Source organism: Alkalihalophilus pseudofirmus (assembly GCF_029094545.1).
Taxonomy (GTDB): Bacteria; Bacillota; Bacilli; order Bacillales; family Bacillaceae_D; genus Alkalihalophilus; species Alkalihalophilus pseudofirmus.
In genome coordinates, this window is sequence record NZ_CP117835.1 from 1781352 (window position 1) to 1801937 (window position 20586).

The following is a 20586-nucleotide window of genomic DNA, read 5'->3' on the forward strand; positions in this document are numbered from 1 at the left end:
CATAACGATGGCTATTCAAAATCCAACAGATGAGAAAATCAAAGAGGTGCTACATACGAGTAAGCGCATTGCTGTTGTAGGATTATCCGGAAACCCAGACCGAACGTCTTATATGGTGTCTGAAGCGATGCAAAATGCAGGCTATACGATTATTCCAGTCAATCCTACTGTAGATGAAGTCCTTGGGGAGAAAGCAGTGGCAAGCCTGAAAGAAATTGACGGTGAAGTCGATATTGTTAATGTATTTAGAAGAAGTGAATTTCTACCCGAAGTCGCTCGTGATACGGTTGAAATCGGTGCAAAAACATTTTGGGCGCAGCTAGGGGTTGCAAATCAAGAAGCGTATGATTATTTAAAAGAGAATGATGTGGAAACTATTATGGACCGCTGCATTAAAGTAGAGCACGCTAAATTTAAATAAGCCTAAATAAAAACGTGCCTTATTATCTAGGCACGTTTTTATTCGTTTGATTGAGAGTAGTAGATGAGGTTATCGGTCCATTTTCCAAACTCATGTATGAATCCTTTTCTTATACACTCGTACTGCATGCCTGCTTTTTCAGCCAAGGCGATGGAGGCGTTATTATCTAGATTGATATGTGCTTCAATCCGGTGATAATTTAACTCCGTATGAGCGAGACGCAGCACTTCCTTTACGGCCTCTGTCCCATACCCTTTCCCCCAGTGTTGATTATGAATGGTATACCCAATTCTGCCCCAATGAAAGTTTTCTCTCATTAAAGTAGATACATCGATCACGCCTAAGTGAGTATGATCGCTCTTGTTAAACACACCAAATACATATAATGAATCCTCCTTGGCCATCCCTTGATGCCGGTTGACCAAGTCATAAAACCATTGTTCTGTGCACATACTCATATCAACCTGCCCCTCATCATAGAGGTGCACAGAAGGCTTCCGGCTTGAGTATTGGTTAAACCAATTCACATAATCATGGTACTGATAAGGTCTTACGATCAAACGTTCGGTAAACCCTGATAGTTGAAAAGTCTGCACGCATTAGTCTCCTCTACATTTGATATCTCAATTATTATAGCATGTGAGATCAATGGCCAATCGTCAATCTTTCGTCAAAATCCGCTATGACTTTTTTCATAGAAAAAGCAGGAATCCCTAAAAGAGGTTGCGAATACTGAAATAACAGCTACAATAGTAAAGGCAATGGTGAACGTGCATTAAACCACTAAATGAACACAGGTTAAAGACCCAATAGAAACATGTGTTCGTTTGTGCTACAATACAAGTAGCATGTTGAAAGGAGTACCAATCTTGGCTAAGAAACAACATCTTGATTATAACGATGACGCAATACAAGTATTAGAAGGATTAGAGGCGGTTAGAAAACGCCCAGGTATGTATATAGGAAGCACGGATGGACGAGGACTGCATCATCTCGTTTATGAAATCGTAGATAATGCTGTAGATGAAGCTCTTGCAGGATTCGGATCATACATAAAAGTTACGATTCACCGTGACAACAGTATTTCAGTCACAGATGAAGGCCGGGGTATGCCTGTTGGAATGCATAAATTAGGCAAGCCAACTCCAGAGATCATTTTAACTGTATTACACGCAGGAGGTAAATTCGGTCAAGGAGGCTATGCAACGAGCGGCGGATTGCATGGCGTAGGGGCGTCTGTTGTAAATGCCTTGTCAGAATGGCTCGTTGTTGAAATCAAACGCGATGGAACGGTATATAAGCAGCGTTTTGAAAACGGCGGTAAGGCAGTGACAACCCTAGAAAAACAGGGGACGACTAGAAAATCTGGTACAACAATTCATTTTAAACCAGACCCATCGATTTTCAGCGTGACCACATATAACTTTGAAACGTTATCAGAGCGGCTGCGCGAGGCTGCATTCCTTTTAAAAGGGTTAAAAATTGAGCTTTGTGACATGCGCAGTGACCAAGAGAACGAGATTTTCCATTATGATAATGGGATCGAAGCGTTTGTTGAATATTTAAATGAGGATAAAGAAACGCTGCATCCTGTTGTATCGTTTTCAGGCGAACACCAAGAGATTGAAGTAGAGCTTGCGTTTCAATTTAACGATGGCTATACAGAGAGTGTCTTATCGTTTGTTAATAATGTCCGCACAAAAGACGGCGGTACGCATGAATTAGGCGCCAAAGCTGCGATGACACGAGCAGTGAATGAATATGCTCGTAAGGTGAAGCTTCTAAAAGAAAAAGAGAAGAACTTGGATGGATCTGATATCCGTGAAGGCTTTACGGCTATTGTGTCTGTTCGAGTGCCTGAAGCAAAGCTGCAGTTTGAAGGACAAACAAAAAGCAAGCTAGGGACACCTGAAGCACGTTCGGCTGTAGATGGGCTTGTTTCAGAAAAGCTCTCCTATTTCTTTGAAGAGAATCCTGATATCAGCACGATGCTGATCAAAAAGGCGGTAAAAGCAGCTCAAGCGAGGGAAGCAGCAAGAAAAGCCCGTGAGGATGCGCGTAACGGTAAGAAGAGCAAGCGAAAGGATGTTCTCCTAAGCGGGAAATTAACACCAGCTCAATCGAAAAACCCTAAACGTAACGAATTATATCTCGTTGAGGGTGATTCTGCCGGTGGTTCTGCTAAACAAGGACGTGATCGTAAATTTCAAGCGGTTCTGCCTCTTCGCGGGAAAGTGATTAATACGGAGAAAGCTAAGCTTGAAGATATTATGAAAAACGAGGAGATCCGCACAATCATTCATACGATTGGAGCGGGTGTAGGGGCAGACTTTGACCTCGACGATGTGAATTACGATAAAATCGTTATCATGACCGATGCTGATACGGATGGCGCGCATATTCAAGTGCTCCTCTTAACATTCTTCTATCGCTATATGCGCCCGCTTGTTGAAGCAGGTAAAGTATATATTGCGCTTCCGCCTCTTTACAAAGTAAGCAGAGGAACAGGCAAAAAAGAAGTTATTGAGTATGCATGGGATGAACGGGAGCTTGATACAGCAATTAAGAAGGTCGGACGCGGATATATGCTGCAGCGCTATAAAGGTCTCGGTGAGATGAATGCGACTCAGCTATGGGAGACAACGATGGACCCTGAAACACGTACGTTGATCCGTGTTAAAATTGATGATGCTGCTAGAGCAGAAAGACGAGTAACTACGTTGATGGGTGATAAAGTTGAACCTCGCCGTAAATGGATCGAAACACATGTTGCCTTCGGTCTTGAGGAAGAAACAAACATCTTAGAAAATGAAAACTTAGCAGTAGTTGAGGAGGAATAAGCGTGTCACAAACAGAGCGTTACTTAGACCTTCCTTTAGAAGACGTTATTGGTGATAGGTTCGGTCGTTATAGTAAATACATTATACAAGAGCGTGCCCTGCCGGATGCACGTGACGGGTTAAAGCCTGTGCAGCGTCGTATTTTATATGCGATGTATCGTGATGGAAACACAGCGGATAAACCGTTTCGTAAATCAGCGAAAACGGTCGGTAATGTAATCGGTAACTATCATCCGCACGGTGATTCGTCTGTGTATGATGCGATGATTCGGATGAGTCAGGAATGGAAGGTTCGTAACCTTCTTGTCGATATGCACGGAAACAACGGCTCGATTGACGGCGACCCTCCTGCAGCGATGCGTTATACAGAAGCAAGACTATCTAAAATCTCAGCAGAGCTCCTGCGTGATATTGATAAAGAAACAGTTGACTATATTCCTAACTTTGACGATTCAGAAGATGAGCCGGTCGTTTTGCCGGCAATGTTTCCGAATCTCTTAGTAAACGGATCAACTGGAATCTCAGCGGGGTATGCAACAGATATCCCACCGCATCATCTTAGTGAAATTATCGATGGTGTGATTATGCAAATGGAAAAGCCGCAAACGACGCTTGAGGACTTAATGACGGTCATTAAAGGACCTGATTTCCCAACAGGCGGGATTGTTCAAGGGATTGACGGGATTAAGCAGGCTTATCGTACAGGTAAAGGGAAAGTGATTGTTCGTGCGAAAACGGAAGTTGAAGAGCTGCGCGGCGGACGCCAGCAAATCACGATCACTGAAATTCCTTATGAAGTCGTTAAAGCCAATCTCGTAAAGAAGATGGACGAGCTACGTTTTGATAAAAAAGTAGATGGAATTGCTGAAGTGCGTGATGATACAGACCGTACAGGCTTACGTATTGTTGTCGAGCTTAAAAAAGAAGCAGATGCTAAGGCGATCCTTCATTACCTGTTCAAAAATACTGACTTACAAGTGACGTATAATTTTAATATGGTAGCAATCCATAACAAGACACCTAAGCTAATGGGACTGCAGCCTCTGATTCAAGCGTATATTGACCACCAGAAGGAAGTTGCGACTCGTCGTGCCCAATATGACTTGAAAAAGGCAAAAGACCGTCAGCATATCGTAAAAGGCTTAATTAAAGCGATCTCAATTTTAGATGAGGTTATTGCGACGATCCGTTCATCTAAAGATAAGAAAGACGCGAAAGAGAATTTAATTCGTGAATACGACTTCTCAGAAGCACAAGCAGAAGCGATCGTAACATTGCAGCTATATCGTTTAACTAATACGGATATTACAACCCTAGAAGAAGAAGCAGCAGAGCTTGAGCGCCGTATTCATGAGTTAGAAGCCATTTTAGGCAGCGAGAAAAAGCTGATCACGGTTATTAAAAAAGGTCTTCAATCTGTGAAAAAGCAGTTTGCAGACCCAAGACGTACAGTGATTAAAGAAGAAATTGAAGAAATAAAGATTAATATGGATGTTCTAGTGGCCTCTGAAGATGTAATGGTTACCGTTACAGAAGAAGGTTATGTGAAACGAACGAGCATCCGCTCTTATACTGCTTCAAACGGTGAGCCGCCAGGGATGAAAGAGGGAGACAGGCTTTTAGACCGGTTTGAAATGAATACAACAGATACACTGCTCTTATTCACTAAACTTGGCAGCTATTTGTATGTACCAGTTCATCATCTGCCTGATATCCGCTGGAAAGACAACGGGCAGCATATTGCTAACTTAGTTAGTGTTGATCGTGACGACTGTATTTTGAGAGCGATGCCAGTCAAAGAATTCAGTGAGTCCGAGTCACTCTTATTTATTACGAAAAATGGAATGGCCAAACGGTCTCAGTTATCTCTTTATCAAGCACAGCGTTTTTCAAAGCCGCTTATGGCGTTAAAGTTAAAGGCTGATGATGAAGTGGTATCTGTGATGCGTACGGACGGGAAGAAAGAATTATTTATAGCGACTCATCTAGGATACGGGTTATGGTTTGATGAAGAAGAAATTAGCCTCGTTGGTCAGAGGGCAGCAGGTGTAAAAGCGATTAATTTAAAAGATGATGATAAAGTCGTAGATGCTTTCACTTTCGAACCAGAAGACAAAGTTGATCTATTTATTGTTACACATCGCGGCGCGGTAAAGAAAATGCCGTTAAGTGAGTTTGATAAATCATCACGTGCAAAGCGCGGGTTAGTGATGTTGCGAGAGTTAAAGTCGAATGCACATCGAGTCATTGGATGCAGACGTGTTTCAAAAGAAACATTAATTGAAATACTTACTGAAAAAGGCCAGCAAGAAACAATCGATCCGTCCGCTTACCGAATGAGTGATCGTTACTCAAATGGATCCTTTGCCATTGATTCAGCACAAGCAGGCTCTGTAACGGAAGTGAGACAAACGAAACGTGAAGCAAGTGAATAAATAAAAGCTGAACCCTAATCGGTTCAGCTTTTTTATGTTTCTTTAGCCCATCCATTTTTGATAAATTGGGTAACCGAGCGGACCACGCCGATATCATTTAAAATCATTAGGAACACGAGTAACACAGGTCCAAATAACAGCCCTAGCGCACCGAACAGCTGCAGACCGACAAAAAGAGAAATAAGCACCGCTACAGGGTTTAGATCCAAATTCGAGGATAAAATTTTAGGCTCAATGAGCTGCCTTACAATTACAATAATGCCATATAGAATTGTTAACCCTATTGCTAGCGAAAAATCTCCGACGATGAATAAGTAAACGAACCAAGGAATCAAGATCGTTCCTGTACCTAAATAAGGCAAGAGCTCAGCGATTCCAATTACGACGGCAAGGGTAACAACATGTTCTACACGCAGGATGGAGAGTCCAACGAGAACTATTAAACCAGTAATCACCATTAATATAAATTGAGCCTTCACAAAGCCGAATAATCGAGTTCGAACGGCAGCTCCAAAGTCTCTAATAAGCAGCAAAAATGAAGGAGCGAGGGCTTCACGTGTCTTTTCTCTATAAAAGGTCCACTGTTTCCCCATAAAGTAAATACTCAAGATGATAAAGACAAAAGCAACTAAGAATGTTGGAACACCCATCAGAATATGGGTGATTCGATCAACAAGGGTTTGGCCTGCTTGTCCGAGCAAACTACCAACTTGAGATCCCAACTGAACGATACTTTGCCGGAGGGCTTCTTGCTCCTCGTAACTGAATGTATCAAAGATGCCTAAAATTTGCTGCCAGAAAGGAAATATGACTTGATTAAAAAATTGCTGCAAAGAAACGGAAGACGTCTCAATCCAGCCTGGGATTTGTTGAAAAAAGTTACGCAGGCTGTAACCAATGAGAAAAATGGCACCGGTTATAACAGAACTGACTAAAATAATGCTTCCTAATAAGCCGAAAAAGCTAGCAAAACCAGAACTGAATTTAAGCTTTTCTCTCATAAAACGAACCCAAGGCTGAAGAAACCATGCGATCGCAGCAGCAATCCAAAATGGATAGGTTAACGAAAAGAAATTAATTAATAACCAGCCGAATACAATAATTGCAATAGCAATAATAACTGTACGAAGAATCATTAAGCCATGTTCACGTGTCATAAATACGTTCCTTTCGATAAAAGAGGTCATAACTGCATGTGAATTTGGTAACATATACCATAATTTTAAGTGTAAGATAGTTCCGTGTCAATTTGCGGCAAATGAGTGTTAAGTATTTAATATAGGTATATATGCAGCATGAAATAAAAATAGAACAAGTAAAGAAAAACAGGAGTATTACAAAGAATAGACAATAAATTGATTATGTAAACTTGTTGTCGGTTTAATAAAGGGTGTATGGGAACTGGAGTGGTTTAAATTAGTATAGAATGAGGCTTGGAGAACTTAAGGAGAGTTTCGATAAAGCATAAATCAGTTAATGATAAAAATATGGCGTATCATTAACTGCATAATAATTTTTTAATTGATAGTAACTTGATTAAGCAACAATGATTAAATTATTTATAGATGAAATGATAAATAAACAACCAGATAGCAATTAAGTTAGATAATCAGTCATTTCATCTAAATTTCTTTTCTGTCTCAAAACTTAAAGTATACTTTTGATATGATACGTATTTTAGATTGTTTTTATGGTGTCCTATAAGATATATTATGTCTACTTCTAATTAAAAAGAAAAACCTAATTAATATTACATATCTCTACTCTTTTTAGAAATTCTAGTTTTCAATGCCGAATGCTTTATATTTTCTATCTAAATACAGTGATTTATTTGTATATATCCATTCACCGAACCTCTTCACATCATCTTTCCCCGAAACGTAAACCCTATAATAGCTGCTGGTTTGAACCACTTTAGAATTAAAGTTAAAGCCATTTAGGATTTGACAAAGTTTAACCATAAATGCTTTAGAGCCACCTACAAAACATATATAATATTTAGTTCTGTATAAGTGTCCATCTCCATCGAATAATCCTCGTATAAAATGGCTGATATATTGGTCTGGAATGTGCGGAAATTCTATAGTTTTAGATTTGTTAGGTTGAATTCCATGTAGGTCAACCAAGTCTGTTTTCATAATTTTACTGTGTAGATATAATGTATAGACATTTATTTTTTCGTTAAAATAGATTTTATGAGTTGACCCAAGTTCATTGCGTATGTCTTCAAGTATAGCTTTATCATTTTGAGAAAAAGAAATAGTCTGCAGTTCGCCCGATACACAGCCGTCTGCCACAAAAAATCCTAGCAAATATGCCATCTTATTTGACCAATGCTTAAAATAGTCTTCATTTAGAGTGTGCTTTCGTTTCCAGCTGCCCCGTGGTCGCATTTCAACGTTTAATTTATTTAATATTCTTGTTACTGATCGACTCATCACTCCTGCTGCTGCGCTGATTTCCGCAGAGCTTTGTCCGCTTAAATAACGTTCAGCAATCTCCTCATAAGTTAGTTTACAGTACCTGCTGCTTCGCTCCATAACAACCCTATAGTACATATGTTCGGTATTGAGTAATTAAGTTTAAGTGAAATTATGTAACCAACACATAAATAAACAGCTTGTTGAAATCATCAACAAGCTGTCCGGGTACTCTATTTTGCTAAAAACTTTTCTATCATGGAGTTAACGAGCTCTGACTTCTCTAAATGCACCCAATGCGTCCCATCAATCATAATAAGCTCTGCATCATTACATAAAGCTGCACTATCCTTCGCTAACTGTGACGATAAAAAGGCATCTTTCTGTCCCCATAATACTTGCACTGGAACTTGAATGATTGATGGTTTTACGAGAGGAGTTCTTGTCATCGCTCGGTACCAATTAAGCATCGTTGTAAGGGCATTTGGCTGCTGCCATGCTTGCACATACTTTGATAATTCCTGGTCAGTGAATGTGTCAGGAAGGCTTGTTTGCGTTAATACCTTTTTCACCGAATCATAATCGTTTTTACTTAGAAGAGTTTCCGGCAGCTTAGGGATTCGAAAAAACATCATATACATGCTGCGCAAAAGTTGCATTGGATTCTTTAAAATGGTTGATTTAAACACTGCAGGATGCGGACTGTTAATGACCGTTAGTTTTTCAACATATTCAGGTTTGGTGGAGGCTAAATGCCAAGCGACAATCCCTCCCCAGTCATGCCCGATAATATTTGCTTTTTTATAGCCGAGGTAATCAATAATTCCGGTAATGTCATCTCTTAAATGATCAATCGTATATTCTTTAATCTCAAGGGGTCTTTCACTTAAGTTATAGCCGCGCTGATCGGGTATTACTACACGATAACCAGATTGAACAAGCGGCTCAACTTGATTTCGCCACCCATACCAAAATTCAGGGAACCCATGTAATAAAATGACTAGCGGTCCATCCTCCGGTCCTGCTACAGCGGTGTGAAGCTTTATATCATTAGTTTCTATGATGACGAAATCCACTTTCTCCACCTCAATCTCCTCCTCTACCTTGCACTATTCTTCTATTCTCTATTAATTTGCAGCTCAAACCTGTGGTGTATGTTAAAAACACAAAAGACACAGCGTATGCCGTGTACTTTTGTGTTTTAATGTTTAAGCTTTAAATTGGTCATCAGGATGAAGATTATTTTGCATGAGCGCTTGAGCTTGATTAATCGCTTCAGGTGTTGCATGGAGCGTTTCATACCAGCCTTTATCATTCAGCACTTCATATAAATGAGCATGCTGATCATTTGCTGCTTGTAAGCACTCTTCATACACTTGACGGAGATCTGTGTGGCTCGTTTCAAGCATGGTAGAGACTAAGCTTCGGCATCGGCCTTTCTCAAGCTCAAGACAAAGCTGCAGCATTTCACGATCTGTGAGTCCTCTATGTTCTATGTTGTTAGGCATATCATGTACCCCCTGCTGTTATTGGAGTTTAGCTTGATTTAAATAAGTAGAGATTTGAATGATATTTTTTTGATGAGATTCTGCCATATGTTCGATAAGTGATCTTAATTCATCGTCGTCACAATGAGCAGCACACCAATTCATTGTTTTTGCTGTGATTTCTTCAGCTCTAATTTCATCTTCAATGAGAGCGAGCTCTTTTGTTGTAAACATCATGATTCCTCCCTATATCCGCGTTACCTTATCGTTCGTTAAAGTGCTTACCCTTATACGATGTAACTTATCTTTAGATCTATATAGTGACTGTTACTTAATTCCAAAGCCTTGATGTATCTAATGGTACAAAGACTTCTTTTGTAGCTATTGCTTTGTGAATTAGGGGCTTTTTGAATTGTTCCTCTAACTCTCTTTTAAATCTTTCTCTTCTCGTTTCTTTTGTGATCATGTAGTCTTTCTCATTCATATAATGTTTCCTCACTTTCAAATGAATGTCGGAGTTAATTTTAATGAAGTAAATCGTCCTTTTTTACGTATTTACCGTAGTCAGGAACATATACCTCTTTAAAATCGTGAACGAGTTTATCCAGATTTTCTTTTAATTCTATACCAGACATAGGTGCACCGTGCCCGGTAATCGCTGCTTCTGGTTGCAGCTGATGCAGCTTTTGAACAGATCGGAAAGCCTCGCTCCAATCAGTAGTAAAATAACGCGGCGGCCCGTTTATTTCTTTTTGCTGAGTAATCGTCTTATATAGTGAATCTTGTTTCACTGTGACAAATGCATCCCCTACAATTAACGTGCGATCGTTTTCTCTAAAGAGAGATACATGACCAGGCGAATGACCTGGTGTATGGACCCATTTGAAATCCTCTAAAAACGGTACCGTTCCATCTGAAGGGTAAGGCTTTAAATGACTTTTAATGTTAATAGGGTCATTTGGAAACAGTGGTGAGAGCTTGGCAAGCATCCCTCCTTCTACTGTGGGATCTGCTTCTGGATACTCCTTTTCACCATTTAAAAAAGGGTGTTCTAGAGGATGCGCATAAACAGGGACATCCCAATGATTTAGAAGCTCAATAATGGAACCTACATGGTCAAAGTGACCGTGAGTTAAAAGGATAGCATTAGGTCGGCAGTCAGCACCGTATACTCGTTCACATGCTTTAATAATATGAGGTGCTGAATTTGGCATACCGGCATCTATTAAAACAAATTCTTTTTCATCCGGGTGACCAACAAAGACCAAATTAACAATCTTATTCGTATAACTAAACACATCAGGTACTACTTGAATACATACATCATCTGCAATCGATGTTGCAGGAAGCGGTTTATAGTCGTCGCCATATGACATTTGTTTATCCATATTTTTAACCTCATTTAGAAAAATATTTAAAAACTCCTCTTAGTGTGTCTCCTGCATATAAAAATATCCTAATTATTTACAAGTGAAAAATCATAGAAAAAGCATCCTTCCTCATATTAAGAAAGAACGCTTCAAGTGTTTCTATTCAGTCTCTTATCCACGACCTTGCCATTTTTTCTTCATCTTTAGCAAAGTGGCGCATATCCATTTGAGTCATCTTGTCAGCTAGTTTTGATATATATTCAGCTAGGTTTGCATCACTGACAAGTGCATATTTCTCAATATCTGATAAATGCTCTTTCGCAAAGGCAAGACGATCATCTATGGCTGATAATTCGACTCCGGCCATCTCGTTTAAACGCACAAGAATCTTAATTTTACCATATTGGTTGATCACTGTTTTTAATTCATCAAGTACTTCCTTATTCTCTTCCTCCGTTAAGGTATCATCCACTTCATACTCAATAATGTTCTCTGTGCTTGTAGACAGTTTACGAATCATATACATTCCCTCCAAACTTGTTTTTGTTGTTATTCCCTTTGCTCATAGTGGATAAACTTGGTGGAAATAGCAGGTTATATTTCATGTTTAACTCTTAGTTCATGCGGGAATTGTATACATATCGATAAAATTGAGGAGTGTTAATAATGGATAGAAACGCGCAAAAACAACATATACCAGAAGTAATGGAAAAAGGGATGCAGCATGCTCATGGGATTACTCATGAAGAGTATGTAAATGATTTAGACAAGAAGATCGAAGTTGAAAAAGCACGTGAGGAAGATTATCGCAAGAATAAGGAACTTCAGAAACAATTAAATAACAATATTCCAAAATAGATAAAAAAAGACAATCTTTAGCGGGATTGTCTTTTTTGACTATTATCTACCTCTTGTAAAAAAAGATTTAAGGTTTCAGTATATAAAGATGGCTGCTCCCTATGAACGAGGTGGTTAGCAAAAGGGATGATAGCAAGTTGTATGCTTGAATTCAGCTTTCTGAACGTTATGGCTGCTTCTATTTCATCAGATAACCCGTCACCAGCAATGCATAATGTCGGACAGGCGAGGCTTGCTACATTGCTCGTTTCGTGAAACGGATACCAATTCGGTTCTGTCCATGATTTAAATAAAGCACGCCAATCATTATTTACATGTATAGTATTTAAATAAGACACTGTTTCTAGATCGTTTGAAAGCGATGTAAGATTTTCTTCTTCTTCTTTCAGCTGATCTTCCCAATTTTGCTTTTTCTCAGGAAAGATCCCTGTGAATGTTAAGCTTCTAACTCTCTCAGGAAATTGGTTTGCAAAAATAAGCGCGGTCAACCCGCCTAGAGACACACCAGCTACATGGCACGATTTTATTTCTAGATAATCTAACGTTTCTATTATGTCTTCAGCACAATAATCGAAATAGTCACCGGATAACCTACCTGACTTCCCATGTCCTCTAAGGTCTGGCCTAATAACCTTATAATTACGTTGTGAGAAGTAAGCCGACTGCTCATCGTATTCTGTTTCGCCCGTCATCCCCCCAGAATGCAGCAATAACAGAGGGACTCCCTCACCACAAATTGTTGTATGTAAGATCATCGTTCTCGCTCCTTTTTAATAGCAGGTTCCCAGATTCGGTCAACTGTTTTCAATTCCTTTTTACAAAAGGTCAATTTAAAAATGTCTGGCATGTCAAGCATCTTCCAAAATGAAAAATCGTATGATGTATCAAAATAATTCATCATTAATACCATGATGTTCCCATGAGTTCCAATAACAATGTGTTTACCTTCATATGTATCCAATATTTCATTTAAGCTTGAGATGCCTCTTTTCTGGGCCTCTAGATTGGACTCTCCTCCTGGCCAAGAGAATGTTTCATCCCCCCATACTCTTTGAATAGCATGAGAAAAATCTTCAACTGGTGTGGTCGTTAATACTCGTTCACGGAAATTTCCCACTATACCAATGCTTTTCCCCGTAAATTCAGCAATCCCATTAACCGTTTGAATAGCCCGTTTATAAGGACTTGATAGGACAATATCAATTTTCTCTCCCTTTAAAACGTTCGTGACTTTCTTCGCATCCTCCATTCCTTGCTTTGATAAAGGACGACCTAACTCGTCTGTGGAATAGGTGGAATGAGCGTGGCGGACAAAATAGATGGTAGTCATAAAAGCCTCCCTTTTAAATGATCTTTTATGAATTTTACCATCAAAAGGTAATTTTCGGCATGAAAAAACGCTGCTTATAATAAAGAAGCGGTGGGTACTTCACTATAACTCTTGCTGGCAAAAAAATATAAACATTGCACAGTTATGCGAGGAAACAGAGTTATCAAAGGGGTTTATTAGCAATGTTGAAACTAAAAATATGTCCCCCCCTTCTATTTAAACAGTAAGTATTATTGCTGATTTTATAGCTGTACCATTTTGATACAGAACTGCATAATTTGTTGTAAAGCAAAAAGAAGTTAAGAGATCTCTCTTAACTTCTTTAGCGTTCTTAATGAATGATTTCACTAAGTGCTTGATCTAGCGTAGGATAGGTGAATGTAAAACCAGCCTGCTCTAGTCGCTCAGGAATGACCCATCTGCTCTTTAGGACGAGTTCGGTTTCAGTTCTGATAAGGACAGAGCCAGCTTCTAGCATCCATTTAGGGGCAGGCAGACCAATCGGCGCATTAAGCTTCGTGCGTAATTGTTTCATAAACTCGTGATTGGTCACAGGCTCAGGTGCAGAACAGTTAAATACCCCGCTTAAATCTTCTCGCTCTCGTAAAAACTCTACAATCTGAAATAAATCATCAAGGTGAATCCAGCTGAACATTTGATCGCCTGTCCCTTGCACACCGCCGAGGCCAAATTTTACAAGGTTCAAGTAAGGGATCATGACTCCTCCGCCTTTTCCAAGGACAATCGCAATACGTAAGGCAATTTGACGTGTATGCGGCAGCTGATAGGCGAAGAAAGTGTCTTCCCAAGTCGTTGCAACATCAACTGAAAAACCGGTGCCGATTTCTCCGTCTGCCTCTGTCATCGCTCGGTCCTCTGCATGGCGGTAAATAGTTGCTGTACTCGAGTTAATCCACAGTTTAGGAGGGGTTTCACATGAAAGTACGGCTTTGCCTAATGCTTTTGTAGTTTCTGTACGAGACTGCATAATAGCCTTTTTATTTGCCTCGTTGTAACGGCAATTGACGGACTTCCCTGCTAAATTAATAAGTAATTCAGCGCCATCTATAGCTTTTAGCATTCGTTCTTTATCTGTCCAAGAAATATGTTCATTTTGTCTAGAAATAATATGTACGTCATAATCAAGCTCTTTATAAAGTTTTGCAAAATGCTGACCGATAAATCCTGTACCACCGGCTAAAACAACTTTCTTTTTCAAATGAATTCTCTCCCATCAATGGCGATTTCCAAATAAGGTGGATGACCTGATGTGACTCCCATTATAAACCAATTGTAACGTTTCCGAAATATAAATGAAAAAAGCTTGCTAGAATCATAGAATCCAGCAAGCTAAGAAAGAATAATCAAGTTTAATGCGGCTATGAATACAATGATCATTGCAAGACTTTTAATCAGGTGATTTGGAAGCTTCTCAAACCACTTCATACCAAGTGAAGTACCAATGCAAACACCAATAATACCGATGAATATATAGATCATCATGTTGGAGTTGAAATCTCCATTTATCCCATGCAATGTAATCGTAGATAAGCTGGTAATGATCGTCATCAGCTGCAAATTAGCTTGATACTTATGTTTCTCGTTAAGATAGATCATTAAGAAATAGAAGACGAAAAAGGGTCCGCCAACAGCGAAGATCCCGCCTATAAATCCACCTGAAAAACCTAATGATATCGGAATGAGGGGATGAATTCTCTGATCAGGAGCTGTATTCTTTTTTTGTAGAAGAAGAAAGATCACCATTCCAATTAAGAAAAAGCCTAAAATTTTCTTTAAACTATCCATTTCTCCGTATGTACTTAAGAAGAAAAAAGAGAAAACTCGACCAACCATGGCCGAGGCGATCAAAATACCTATTCCTTTTAAATCAATCGAACGATACACTTTGAAAATAATACTTAAGGCGGCAACTAATAAAAGCGTAACGACGATTAACGTGCTTTCTTTAATGGTTAAGAAAAGGGGCAGAAACCCCATGACAACAAGTCCGAAGCCAAATCCGCTTGCTCCTTGAATAAAGCCCCCAACTAAGATAATAAGAAAAATAATGAGTAACTCAAAAAACATAAACACCGATCCTTGCTCGTTTGATTATCGTTATTACATAAATGTTGTTTCGACGTTTCTTGGAATCTCTTTTAAAGGTTTACCTTCTTTGTAGTAGAGATCCGGATTTAAAATGACAAAGAATACATGCACATTCGTATACCCGTAATCAGTTAATTTTTGATTAATCATTGAAGCTAGATGATTGTGGGTTTCTTGGTCCCGCTCAAACATAAAGATCTCGACCGAAGAAGGTGTGTCTGTTATCTGTACAACGGAAATAACTTCAATCTTCACCGTTTCTTTCGGCAAATTTGCAATTAATGATATCTGATCTATTAAATAAGGTGCTGCGTGTCTTACAATATCGCTATCAATTCCTTTAAAACGTAAAAATGGCATCATGCCTCTTCCTTTCAAACAGGATTACTAAACAAGTTGAGAGTTGCTAGCTTGTCTGCTCTACTATAATTACCTGGGTACGTAATAATATATCTAGATAATTGTATCATAGTTTGTCAGATCATGTCCCAAAAAAAGACACTTCCCAAACAGGAAGTGCAGCGTACCTATTAATGATGATCAGGATACAATGTGTGTAGAAAATCTACGGATTGTTTAATTAAAGCTTTTAGCACATTAGTATCTATATCAGCTACTTTATTGATGTAAACACATGCTTTACCGGATGTATGCTTGCCGAATGATTCTAATAGTTTTTCGCGGTTTGGATCTCCTGTTGCAAAGTACAAACTTATTTTTGCCTTGCGAGGAGAGAATCCAACGAGGGGTGCGTCGCCTTCATGACCTGTATTATATGTATAATGATAAGACCCAAATCCAATAATACTTGAACCCCACATTTTTGCTTCAAAGCCTGTCGTTTCTGTGAAAAGATCTAATAATTGATACGCGTCTTGACGTTTCTTAGGGCTTTCTACTTTTTCAATGAATGCTATAACGCTTGCATCATTTTCTTTTGTTTTAAGTTTATAAGCCACCCGCAGCACCCCTGTCGTATATATTGTACTGATCATATCATGATTTTTAGTGAAGAAGAAATAAGCGATGTCTATGGGACACCGCTACATCTGTTAAAAGTGCAGCTTAAAAGCTATTCTTCTAATCCTTCACTATTCCTGCTTCTACCTTGCTCTCCTGCTGTTCTCGCTTTTTCTTCAACGCTACTAAAGATATCATCTCATGGGCGACTGCTGAAGCCATAACCGCCGTCACCTCACCGCTGTCGTAGGTTGGGAGTAATTCAACTAAATCAAATCCGACTATATTTAACCCGTCTAATTTTCGCACACATTCAAGTGCTTCATAATTGGTCGCACCGCATACTTCAGGAGTGCCGGTTCCAGGGGCATAGGCTGGATCGACAAAATCAATATCAAAAGATACAAATAGCGGCGCATCACCTACTCGTTTATGCACTCTTTCCATTGTTTCTGCGTAACCGATTTGGCGGAACTCTTGCATGGTTATAACTTCAAAACCTAGATGGCGTGTATCATTCATATCTTCTGGACCGTATAACGAACCGCGCATTCCAACCATGATTGAATGTTCAACATCAATCAGCCCTTCTTCTACAGCGCGTCTAAACGGTGTCCCATGCATGTATTTTTCTCCGTAATAGTGATCCCAAGTATCGGCATGGGCATCAAACAATACTAGAGCAACTGGTCCATATTTTTCTGCAAAGGCACGGAGATGGCCGAGGCTGATAGAGTGATCGCCGCCAAGTATAATTGGTGTGATATTATGATGAAGGATTGGTCGAAGCTCATCTTGAATTGCTTCATATGTGCGATGTACATTGCCTGGCACCACATTCACATCTCCGTAGTCGACTCCTGATGCATAATCAAAAATATTAATATCTTGATCTGGATTGTATGGTCTAAGCAACACAGAAAAATCTCGGATGTGCTGCGGGCCTAATCTTTGCCCTGTACGGAATGATGCAGCCGTGTCAAAAGGAACGCCTAAAATTACAAAGTCTACATTTTCTGTCGTTTTAATTGCCTCAAGTCTCATAAATGTACGGACTCCGCAAAACCGAGGTGACTGAGATGAATCTTTTGGTTGGTACATAGGTTTAGTCATCGAATAACCTCCTGATATCACTAAAAAGTTTGATAGTATCTTTAATTGCAAGACCTGTGCCAGTTTCATTTCATTGTAAAACGTACAAGAAAAGCCCATTTAATTCAATAATGAATTAAATGGGCTAAATTTAAGTTGTTTATGAATTAAGATGCATTTTTGAATTGAGATTGTATTTATGGAGTTTTCTCACAACGGTTGATTGGCTTAATCCAAGAAGTTCAGCCATTTCATATGTCGTTTTGCATTGCTTTAAAGCATGCTCAAGCCAATGTTTTTCTACTTGCGCCATCGCTTCTTTATAGGTGGAGGCGTTGATTGCCTCATTGGATTGACTGGCTGTAGACTCCTCCATTGAGTTATGCTGCTGTTTGTGGATCAGGAGCGGCAAATCACTTATTTCAATTCTGTCCTTCTCTGAGGTAAGCACCAATCGTTCCATTGTATTTTCTAATTCACGCACATTTCCTGGCCAGTGATAGGCTAGTAATTCATCGAGCGCTGGTGCTTGAAGATGTTTATGTACATTGTATTTTTGATTAAAGCTATGGAGGTAGTGCTGGATTAATAGTAGAATATCATCTTTTCTTTTGCGCAGCGGCGGGATTTCGATCGGTATGACATGAAGTCTGTAGTATAGATCTTGCCTGAATGAACCGCTTCTGACCATTTCTTCTAAGTTTTGATTAGTTGAGGCAATCAGTCTGAAGTCAATTTTATGTGGTTTTAATCCGCCTACTCGTGTCACATTCTTTTCTTGCAGCACTTTTAAGAGTTTGGCTTGCATAGATAAAGGCAATTCCCCGATTTCATCTAGAAATAATGTCCCGCCGTCTGCTAATTCGATCATGCCGGGCTTGCCTTTTTTATGTGCTCCGGTAAATGAACCCGATTCATACCCAAACATTTCTGATTCAAATAACGCTTCTGGTATGGCGCTGCAATTTACTTCGATGAAAGGCTTTGAAGCTCGGCTGCTGCCATTATGGAGCGCCCTCGCAAATACATTTTTCCCAACGCCTGATTCCCCTAAAAATACGACTGTCGCTTCTGAATCAGATACTCTTTTAACAAGCTCCCACACCCGCTTGATTGCTTTACTTTTTAAGATGACATCACGATCTTGTTCTTCTTTTTCAAGCAGCTCTTCTATCTGTGATTCATATAGCCCCATTCTCTCCTGCAGCGTATGATAATTTTCTCTCAGCTCTTCAATTTCAGTTAAATCGTATGAAAAACTGATGACACGAAGGAGTTCTCCGTTCTCATTAAACACCGGCATTCCTGTTGCAAGCACCGTTCGTTCTCCTTTTGTATGCTGAAGCACCTGGCATTCTTTTTTTTCATTTAGTACCCTTACTGTTATTGAAGGTGAGAAAATGTCTTCTTTTTCAAGATCATATACAGAGCGGCCTAGGATCTGGTTAAACTCTACGCCATATATATCAAGACAATTAGGGCTAGCCTTCAGGACGTTACCTTCTCCATCCGTGATGACAATATTGTCCTTTGACCCTTTTAAAATCGCCTGTAACTCTATCTCAACGAAGTTATTTCCTGAATCCATAGAAAACCGTCCCTTCTAGGAGTATGTTACCATCAAATATATCATTTTTTGTGCTGGATTGCGCAGGTTAAGACTGTTATTGCCTCTGTTCAGGCAAGATTAATGTGGTCTCTAGTAGGAATTGGATTTATTGCTACTAGAATTAACTTCTTTCAGAGATTAATTGTGTTAGTTGCCTCGTAATTGCACCAATCTTTACACATACAAAAAATGGCGGGCATCTACGCCCACCATACCTTGCTTAATAGTTATGATTAAAAACGATCAATTTTTGCTCGGTCATTTCTTCGATCGCATATTTTACGCCTTCGCGGCCAACGCCACTTTCTTTGACACCGCCATAAGGCATATGGTCGACTCTGAATGTTGGAATATCATTAATCATCACACCGCCGACATGGATCTTTTTCGTCGCTGCAAAAGCGGTATGAATGTTTTCTGTATAAATACCAGCTTGCAGACCGTATTTAGAATTGTTAACCTCATCGATCGCCTCATCAATAGATGTCACTTTGTTAATATGAACGATCGGTGCAAACACTTCCTGGCACGATACTTTCAATTCATTTCCTGCATGGAGAAGGACGGTAGGGTAGAGAATATTTCCTTCAGCCTCTCCGCCGCAAGCAACCTCGGCCTCTTTTTGCTTCGCTTCCTCAATCCAGCTTAGAGCACGCTTGACATCTTTTGCGCTGATTAGTGCTGAGACGTCCGTTTGGTCATCTAGTGCATCCCCGACAATCAATTTCTTTGTCTCTTGAACAAACTTTTCAACAAACTCCTCATACACTTCATCCATTACATAGATACGCTGCAAGGAAATACACACTTGGCCTTGGAAAGCAAACGCTCCAGAAACGGCACGAGAAATAATTTTATCTATATCTACGTTTTTATCAATAATGACAGCTGCATTTGAGCCCAGCTCGAGTGTGACCTTCTTAAGACCCGCCTTATTACGAATGCCTATTCCTACTTCAGGGCTTCCGGTAAAGGAAATCTTTTTCACGCGGTCATCTGTGACTAGTTTTTCACCGACTACAGATCCGCTCCCAGTAACAATATTTAACGCACCTACCGGAAGACCAGCTTCTTCAAAAATGTCTGCTAGAAACAGCGAGGATAGAGGTGTCTGACCTGCAGGCTTCAAGACCACTGCATTACCTGATGCAATCGCTGGACCTACTTTATGGGCAACAAGGTTCATCGGGAAGTTGAAGGGAGTAATGGCTCCGACAACCCCCAGTGGTTCACGTACCGTGTAGGCTGTTCTCCCTTCTCCGCCTTCTTGAGCATCTAACGGCAAAGTTTCACCTTGGATCCGTTTCGCTTCCTCAGCAGAGAATTTGTAGGTCGCAATCGTTCTTGCCACTTCAGCACGGGCCGTTTTAATCGGCTTTGCCGCTTCTCGGGCAATTAATTGAGCTGCCTCTTCTTTGCGCTCTTCTAATTTCGCTGCAGCTTTTTCTAAAATAGCTGCTCGTTTGTGACTAGCGAGTTCCGCCATGTCTTTGCTCGCTTTTTCAGCTGCTTCAATGGCAGCTTCTACTTGTTCTTCACTAGCTGCTGCAATCTCTGCAATCTTTTCCCCTGTATAAGGAGAAGATAATTCTGTATATGAATGTCCTTCCACCCATTGACCATTTATATATAGATGCTTTTTCACCTGGATCCCT

Annotated in this window: 22 protein-coding genes; 4 read left to right on the top strand and 18 right to left on the bottom strand. The window is 39.8% G+C overall.

The window, feature by feature from the left end; translation table 11 throughout:
• Window positions 1-7: 7 nt before the first annotated feature.
• Window positions 8-421, top strand: a complete 414-nt coding sequence (locus PQ478_RS09540) for a CoA-binding protein (protein ID WP_289236669.1) — start codon at window positions 8-10, stop codon at window positions 419-421.
• Between the two features lie 38 nt (window positions 422-459).
• Here PQ478_RS09540 and PQ478_RS09545 read toward each other — a convergent pair whose 3' ends face one another.
• Window positions 460-1017 (bottom strand): GNAT family N-acetyltransferase, encoded by a 558-nt coding sequence (locus tag PQ478_RS09545; protein ID WP_289236670.1) that lies wholly within the window; start codon window positions 1015-1017, stop codon window positions 460-462.
• A 252-nt stretch (window positions 1018-1269) separates the two neighbouring features.
• On the opposite strand from PQ478_RS09545, the gene parE reads away from it, so the two are divergent.
• Together parE and parC are read left to right on the top strand one after the other, a co-directional pair.
• Window positions 1270-3261: a DNA topoisomerase IV subunit B gene (gene parE, locus PQ478_RS09550; RefSeq protein ID WP_217694089.1), complete on the top strand. Its 1992-nt coding sequence runs from the start codon at window positions 1270-1272 to the stop codon at window positions 3259-3261.
• A gap of 2 nt (window positions 3262-3263) precedes the next feature.
• Window positions 3264-5696 carry a DNA topoisomerase IV subunit A gene (parC, locus tag PQ478_RS09555; protein ID WP_012958640.1) on the top strand — a complete coding sequence of 811 codons (2433 nt, stop codon included), beginning with the start codon at window positions 3264-3266 and terminating at the stop codon, window positions 5694-5696.
• A gap of 32 nt (window positions 5697-5728) precedes the next feature.
• Here the strand turns inward: parC and ytvI are convergent, their stop codons facing one another.
• The 8 genes from ytvI to PQ478_RS09595 all read right to left on the bottom strand — a co-directional run bounded on the left by ytvI (window position 5729) and on the right by PQ478_RS09595 (window position 11493).
• Window positions 5729-6853, bottom strand: a complete 1125-nt coding sequence (gene ytvI, locus PQ478_RS09560; protein WP_289236671.1) for a sporulation integral membrane protein YtvI — start codon at window positions 6851-6853, stop codon at window positions 5729-5731.
• Window positions 6854-7474: 621 nt separating this feature from the next.
• Window positions 7475-8236 (bottom strand): LAGLIDADG family homing endonuclease, encoded by a 762-nt coding sequence (locus tag PQ478_RS09565; RefSeq protein WP_289236672.1) that lies wholly within the window; start codon window positions 8234-8236, stop codon window positions 7475-7477.
• Between the two features lie 113 nt (window positions 8237-8349).
• The gene (locus PQ478_RS09570) at window positions 8350-9201 is read right to left on the bottom strand and encodes an alpha/beta fold hydrolase (protein WP_289236673.1); all 852 of its coding nucleotides are present in this window, start codon (window positions 9199-9201) and stop codon (window positions 8350-8352) included.
• A 123-nt stretch (window positions 9202-9324) separates the two neighbouring features.
• The gene (locus PQ478_RS09575) at window positions 9325-9624 is read right to left on the bottom strand and encodes a spore coat protein (protein WP_289236674.1); all 300 of its coding nucleotides are present in this window, start codon (window positions 9622-9624) and stop codon (window positions 9325-9327) included.
• 18 nt (window positions 9625-9642) lie between these two features.
• Entirely contained in the window at window positions 9643-9840 is a 198-nt protein-coding gene (locus PQ478_RS09580) for a hypothetical protein (RefSeq protein WP_289236675.1), read from the bottom strand.
• Window positions 9841-9934: 94 nt separating this feature from the next.
• On the bottom strand, window positions 9935-10087 hold the full coding sequence (locus PQ478_RS09585; RefSeq protein ID WP_289236676.1) for a hypothetical protein: 153 nt from the start codon (window positions 10085-10087) through the stop codon (window positions 9935-9937).
• Between the two features lie 40 nt (window positions 10088-10127).
• Window positions 10128-10991, bottom strand: a complete 864-nt coding sequence (locus PQ478_RS09590; RefSeq protein WP_289236677.1) for an MBL fold metallo-hydrolase — start codon at window positions 10989-10991, stop codon at window positions 10128-10130.
• Between the two features lie 145 nt (window positions 10992-11136).
• Complete coding sequence (locus PQ478_RS09595) at window positions 11137-11493, bottom strand: SpoIIAA family protein (RefSeq protein ID WP_289236678.1); 357 nt, start codon at window positions 11491-11493, stop codon at window positions 11137-11139.
• 146 nt (window positions 11494-11639) lie between these two features.
• On the opposite strand from PQ478_RS09595, the gene PQ478_RS09600 reads away from it, so the two are divergent.
• Window positions 11640-11831: a YuzK family famiily protein gene (locus PQ478_RS09600; RefSeq protein ID WP_012958650.1), complete on the top strand. Its 192-nt coding sequence runs from the start codon at window positions 11640-11642 to the stop codon at window positions 11829-11831.
• A gap of 17 nt (window positions 11832-11848) precedes the next feature.
• On the opposite strand, the gene PQ478_RS09605 is transcribed toward PQ478_RS09600, so the two are convergent.
• From PQ478_RS09605 to PQ478_RS09645, 9 genes are all read right to left on the bottom strand, one after another.
• Window positions 11849-12586: an alpha/beta fold hydrolase gene (locus tag PQ478_RS09605; RefSeq protein ID WP_289236679.1), complete on the bottom strand. Its 738-nt coding sequence runs from the start codon at window positions 12584-12586 to the stop codon at window positions 11849-11851.
• Window positions 12583-13161 carry a histidine phosphatase family protein gene (locus tag PQ478_RS09610; protein WP_289236680.1) on the bottom strand — a complete coding sequence of 193 codons (579 nt, stop codon included), beginning with the start codon at window positions 13159-13161 and terminating at the stop codon, window positions 12583-12585. The genes PQ478_RS09605 and PQ478_RS09610 overlap by 4 nt, the downstream gene beginning before the upstream one ends.
• 331 nt (window positions 13162-13492) lie before the next feature.
• The gene (locus PQ478_RS09615; RefSeq protein ID WP_289236681.1) at window positions 13493-14380 is read right to left on the bottom strand and encodes a TIGR01777 family oxidoreductase; all 888 of its coding nucleotides are present in this window, start codon (window positions 14378-14380) and stop codon (window positions 13493-13495) included.
• 131 nt (window positions 14381-14511) lie between these two features.
• On the bottom strand, window positions 14512-15249 hold the full coding sequence (locus PQ478_RS09620) for a sulfite exporter TauE/SafE family protein (RefSeq protein ID WP_289236682.1): 738 nt from the start codon (window positions 15247-15249) through the stop codon (window positions 14512-14514).
• A 33-nt stretch (window positions 15250-15282) separates the two neighbouring features.
• Window positions 15283-15633, bottom strand: coding sequence for a DUF1904 family protein (locus PQ478_RS09625; protein ID WP_289236683.1), 351 nt, complete (start codon window positions 15631-15633; stop codon window positions 15283-15285).
• 167 nt (window positions 15634-15800) lie between these two features.
• On the bottom strand, window positions 15801-16265 hold the full coding sequence (locus PQ478_RS09630) for a DUF1801 domain-containing protein (RefSeq protein ID WP_289236684.1): 465 nt from the start codon (window positions 16263-16265) through the stop codon (window positions 15801-15803).
• 85 nt (window positions 16266-16350) lie between these two features.
• Entirely contained in the window at window positions 16351-17331 is a 981-nt protein-coding gene (gene speB, locus PQ478_RS09635; RefSeq protein WP_289236959.1) for an agmatinase, read from the bottom strand.
• Between the two features lie 151 nt (window positions 17332-17482).
• Window positions 17483-18910 carry a sigma-54 interaction domain-containing protein gene (locus PQ478_RS09640; RefSeq protein ID WP_289236685.1) on the bottom strand — a complete coding sequence of 476 codons (1428 nt, stop codon included), beginning with the start codon at window positions 18908-18910 and terminating at the stop codon, window positions 17483-17485.
• A 241-nt stretch (window positions 18911-19151) separates the two neighbouring features.
• On the bottom strand, window positions 19152-20576 hold the full coding sequence (locus tag PQ478_RS09645; protein WP_435521071.1) for an aldehyde dehydrogenase family protein: 1425 nt from the start codon (window positions 20574-20576) through the stop codon (window positions 19152-19154).
• Window positions 20577-20586 lie beyond the last annotated feature (10 nt).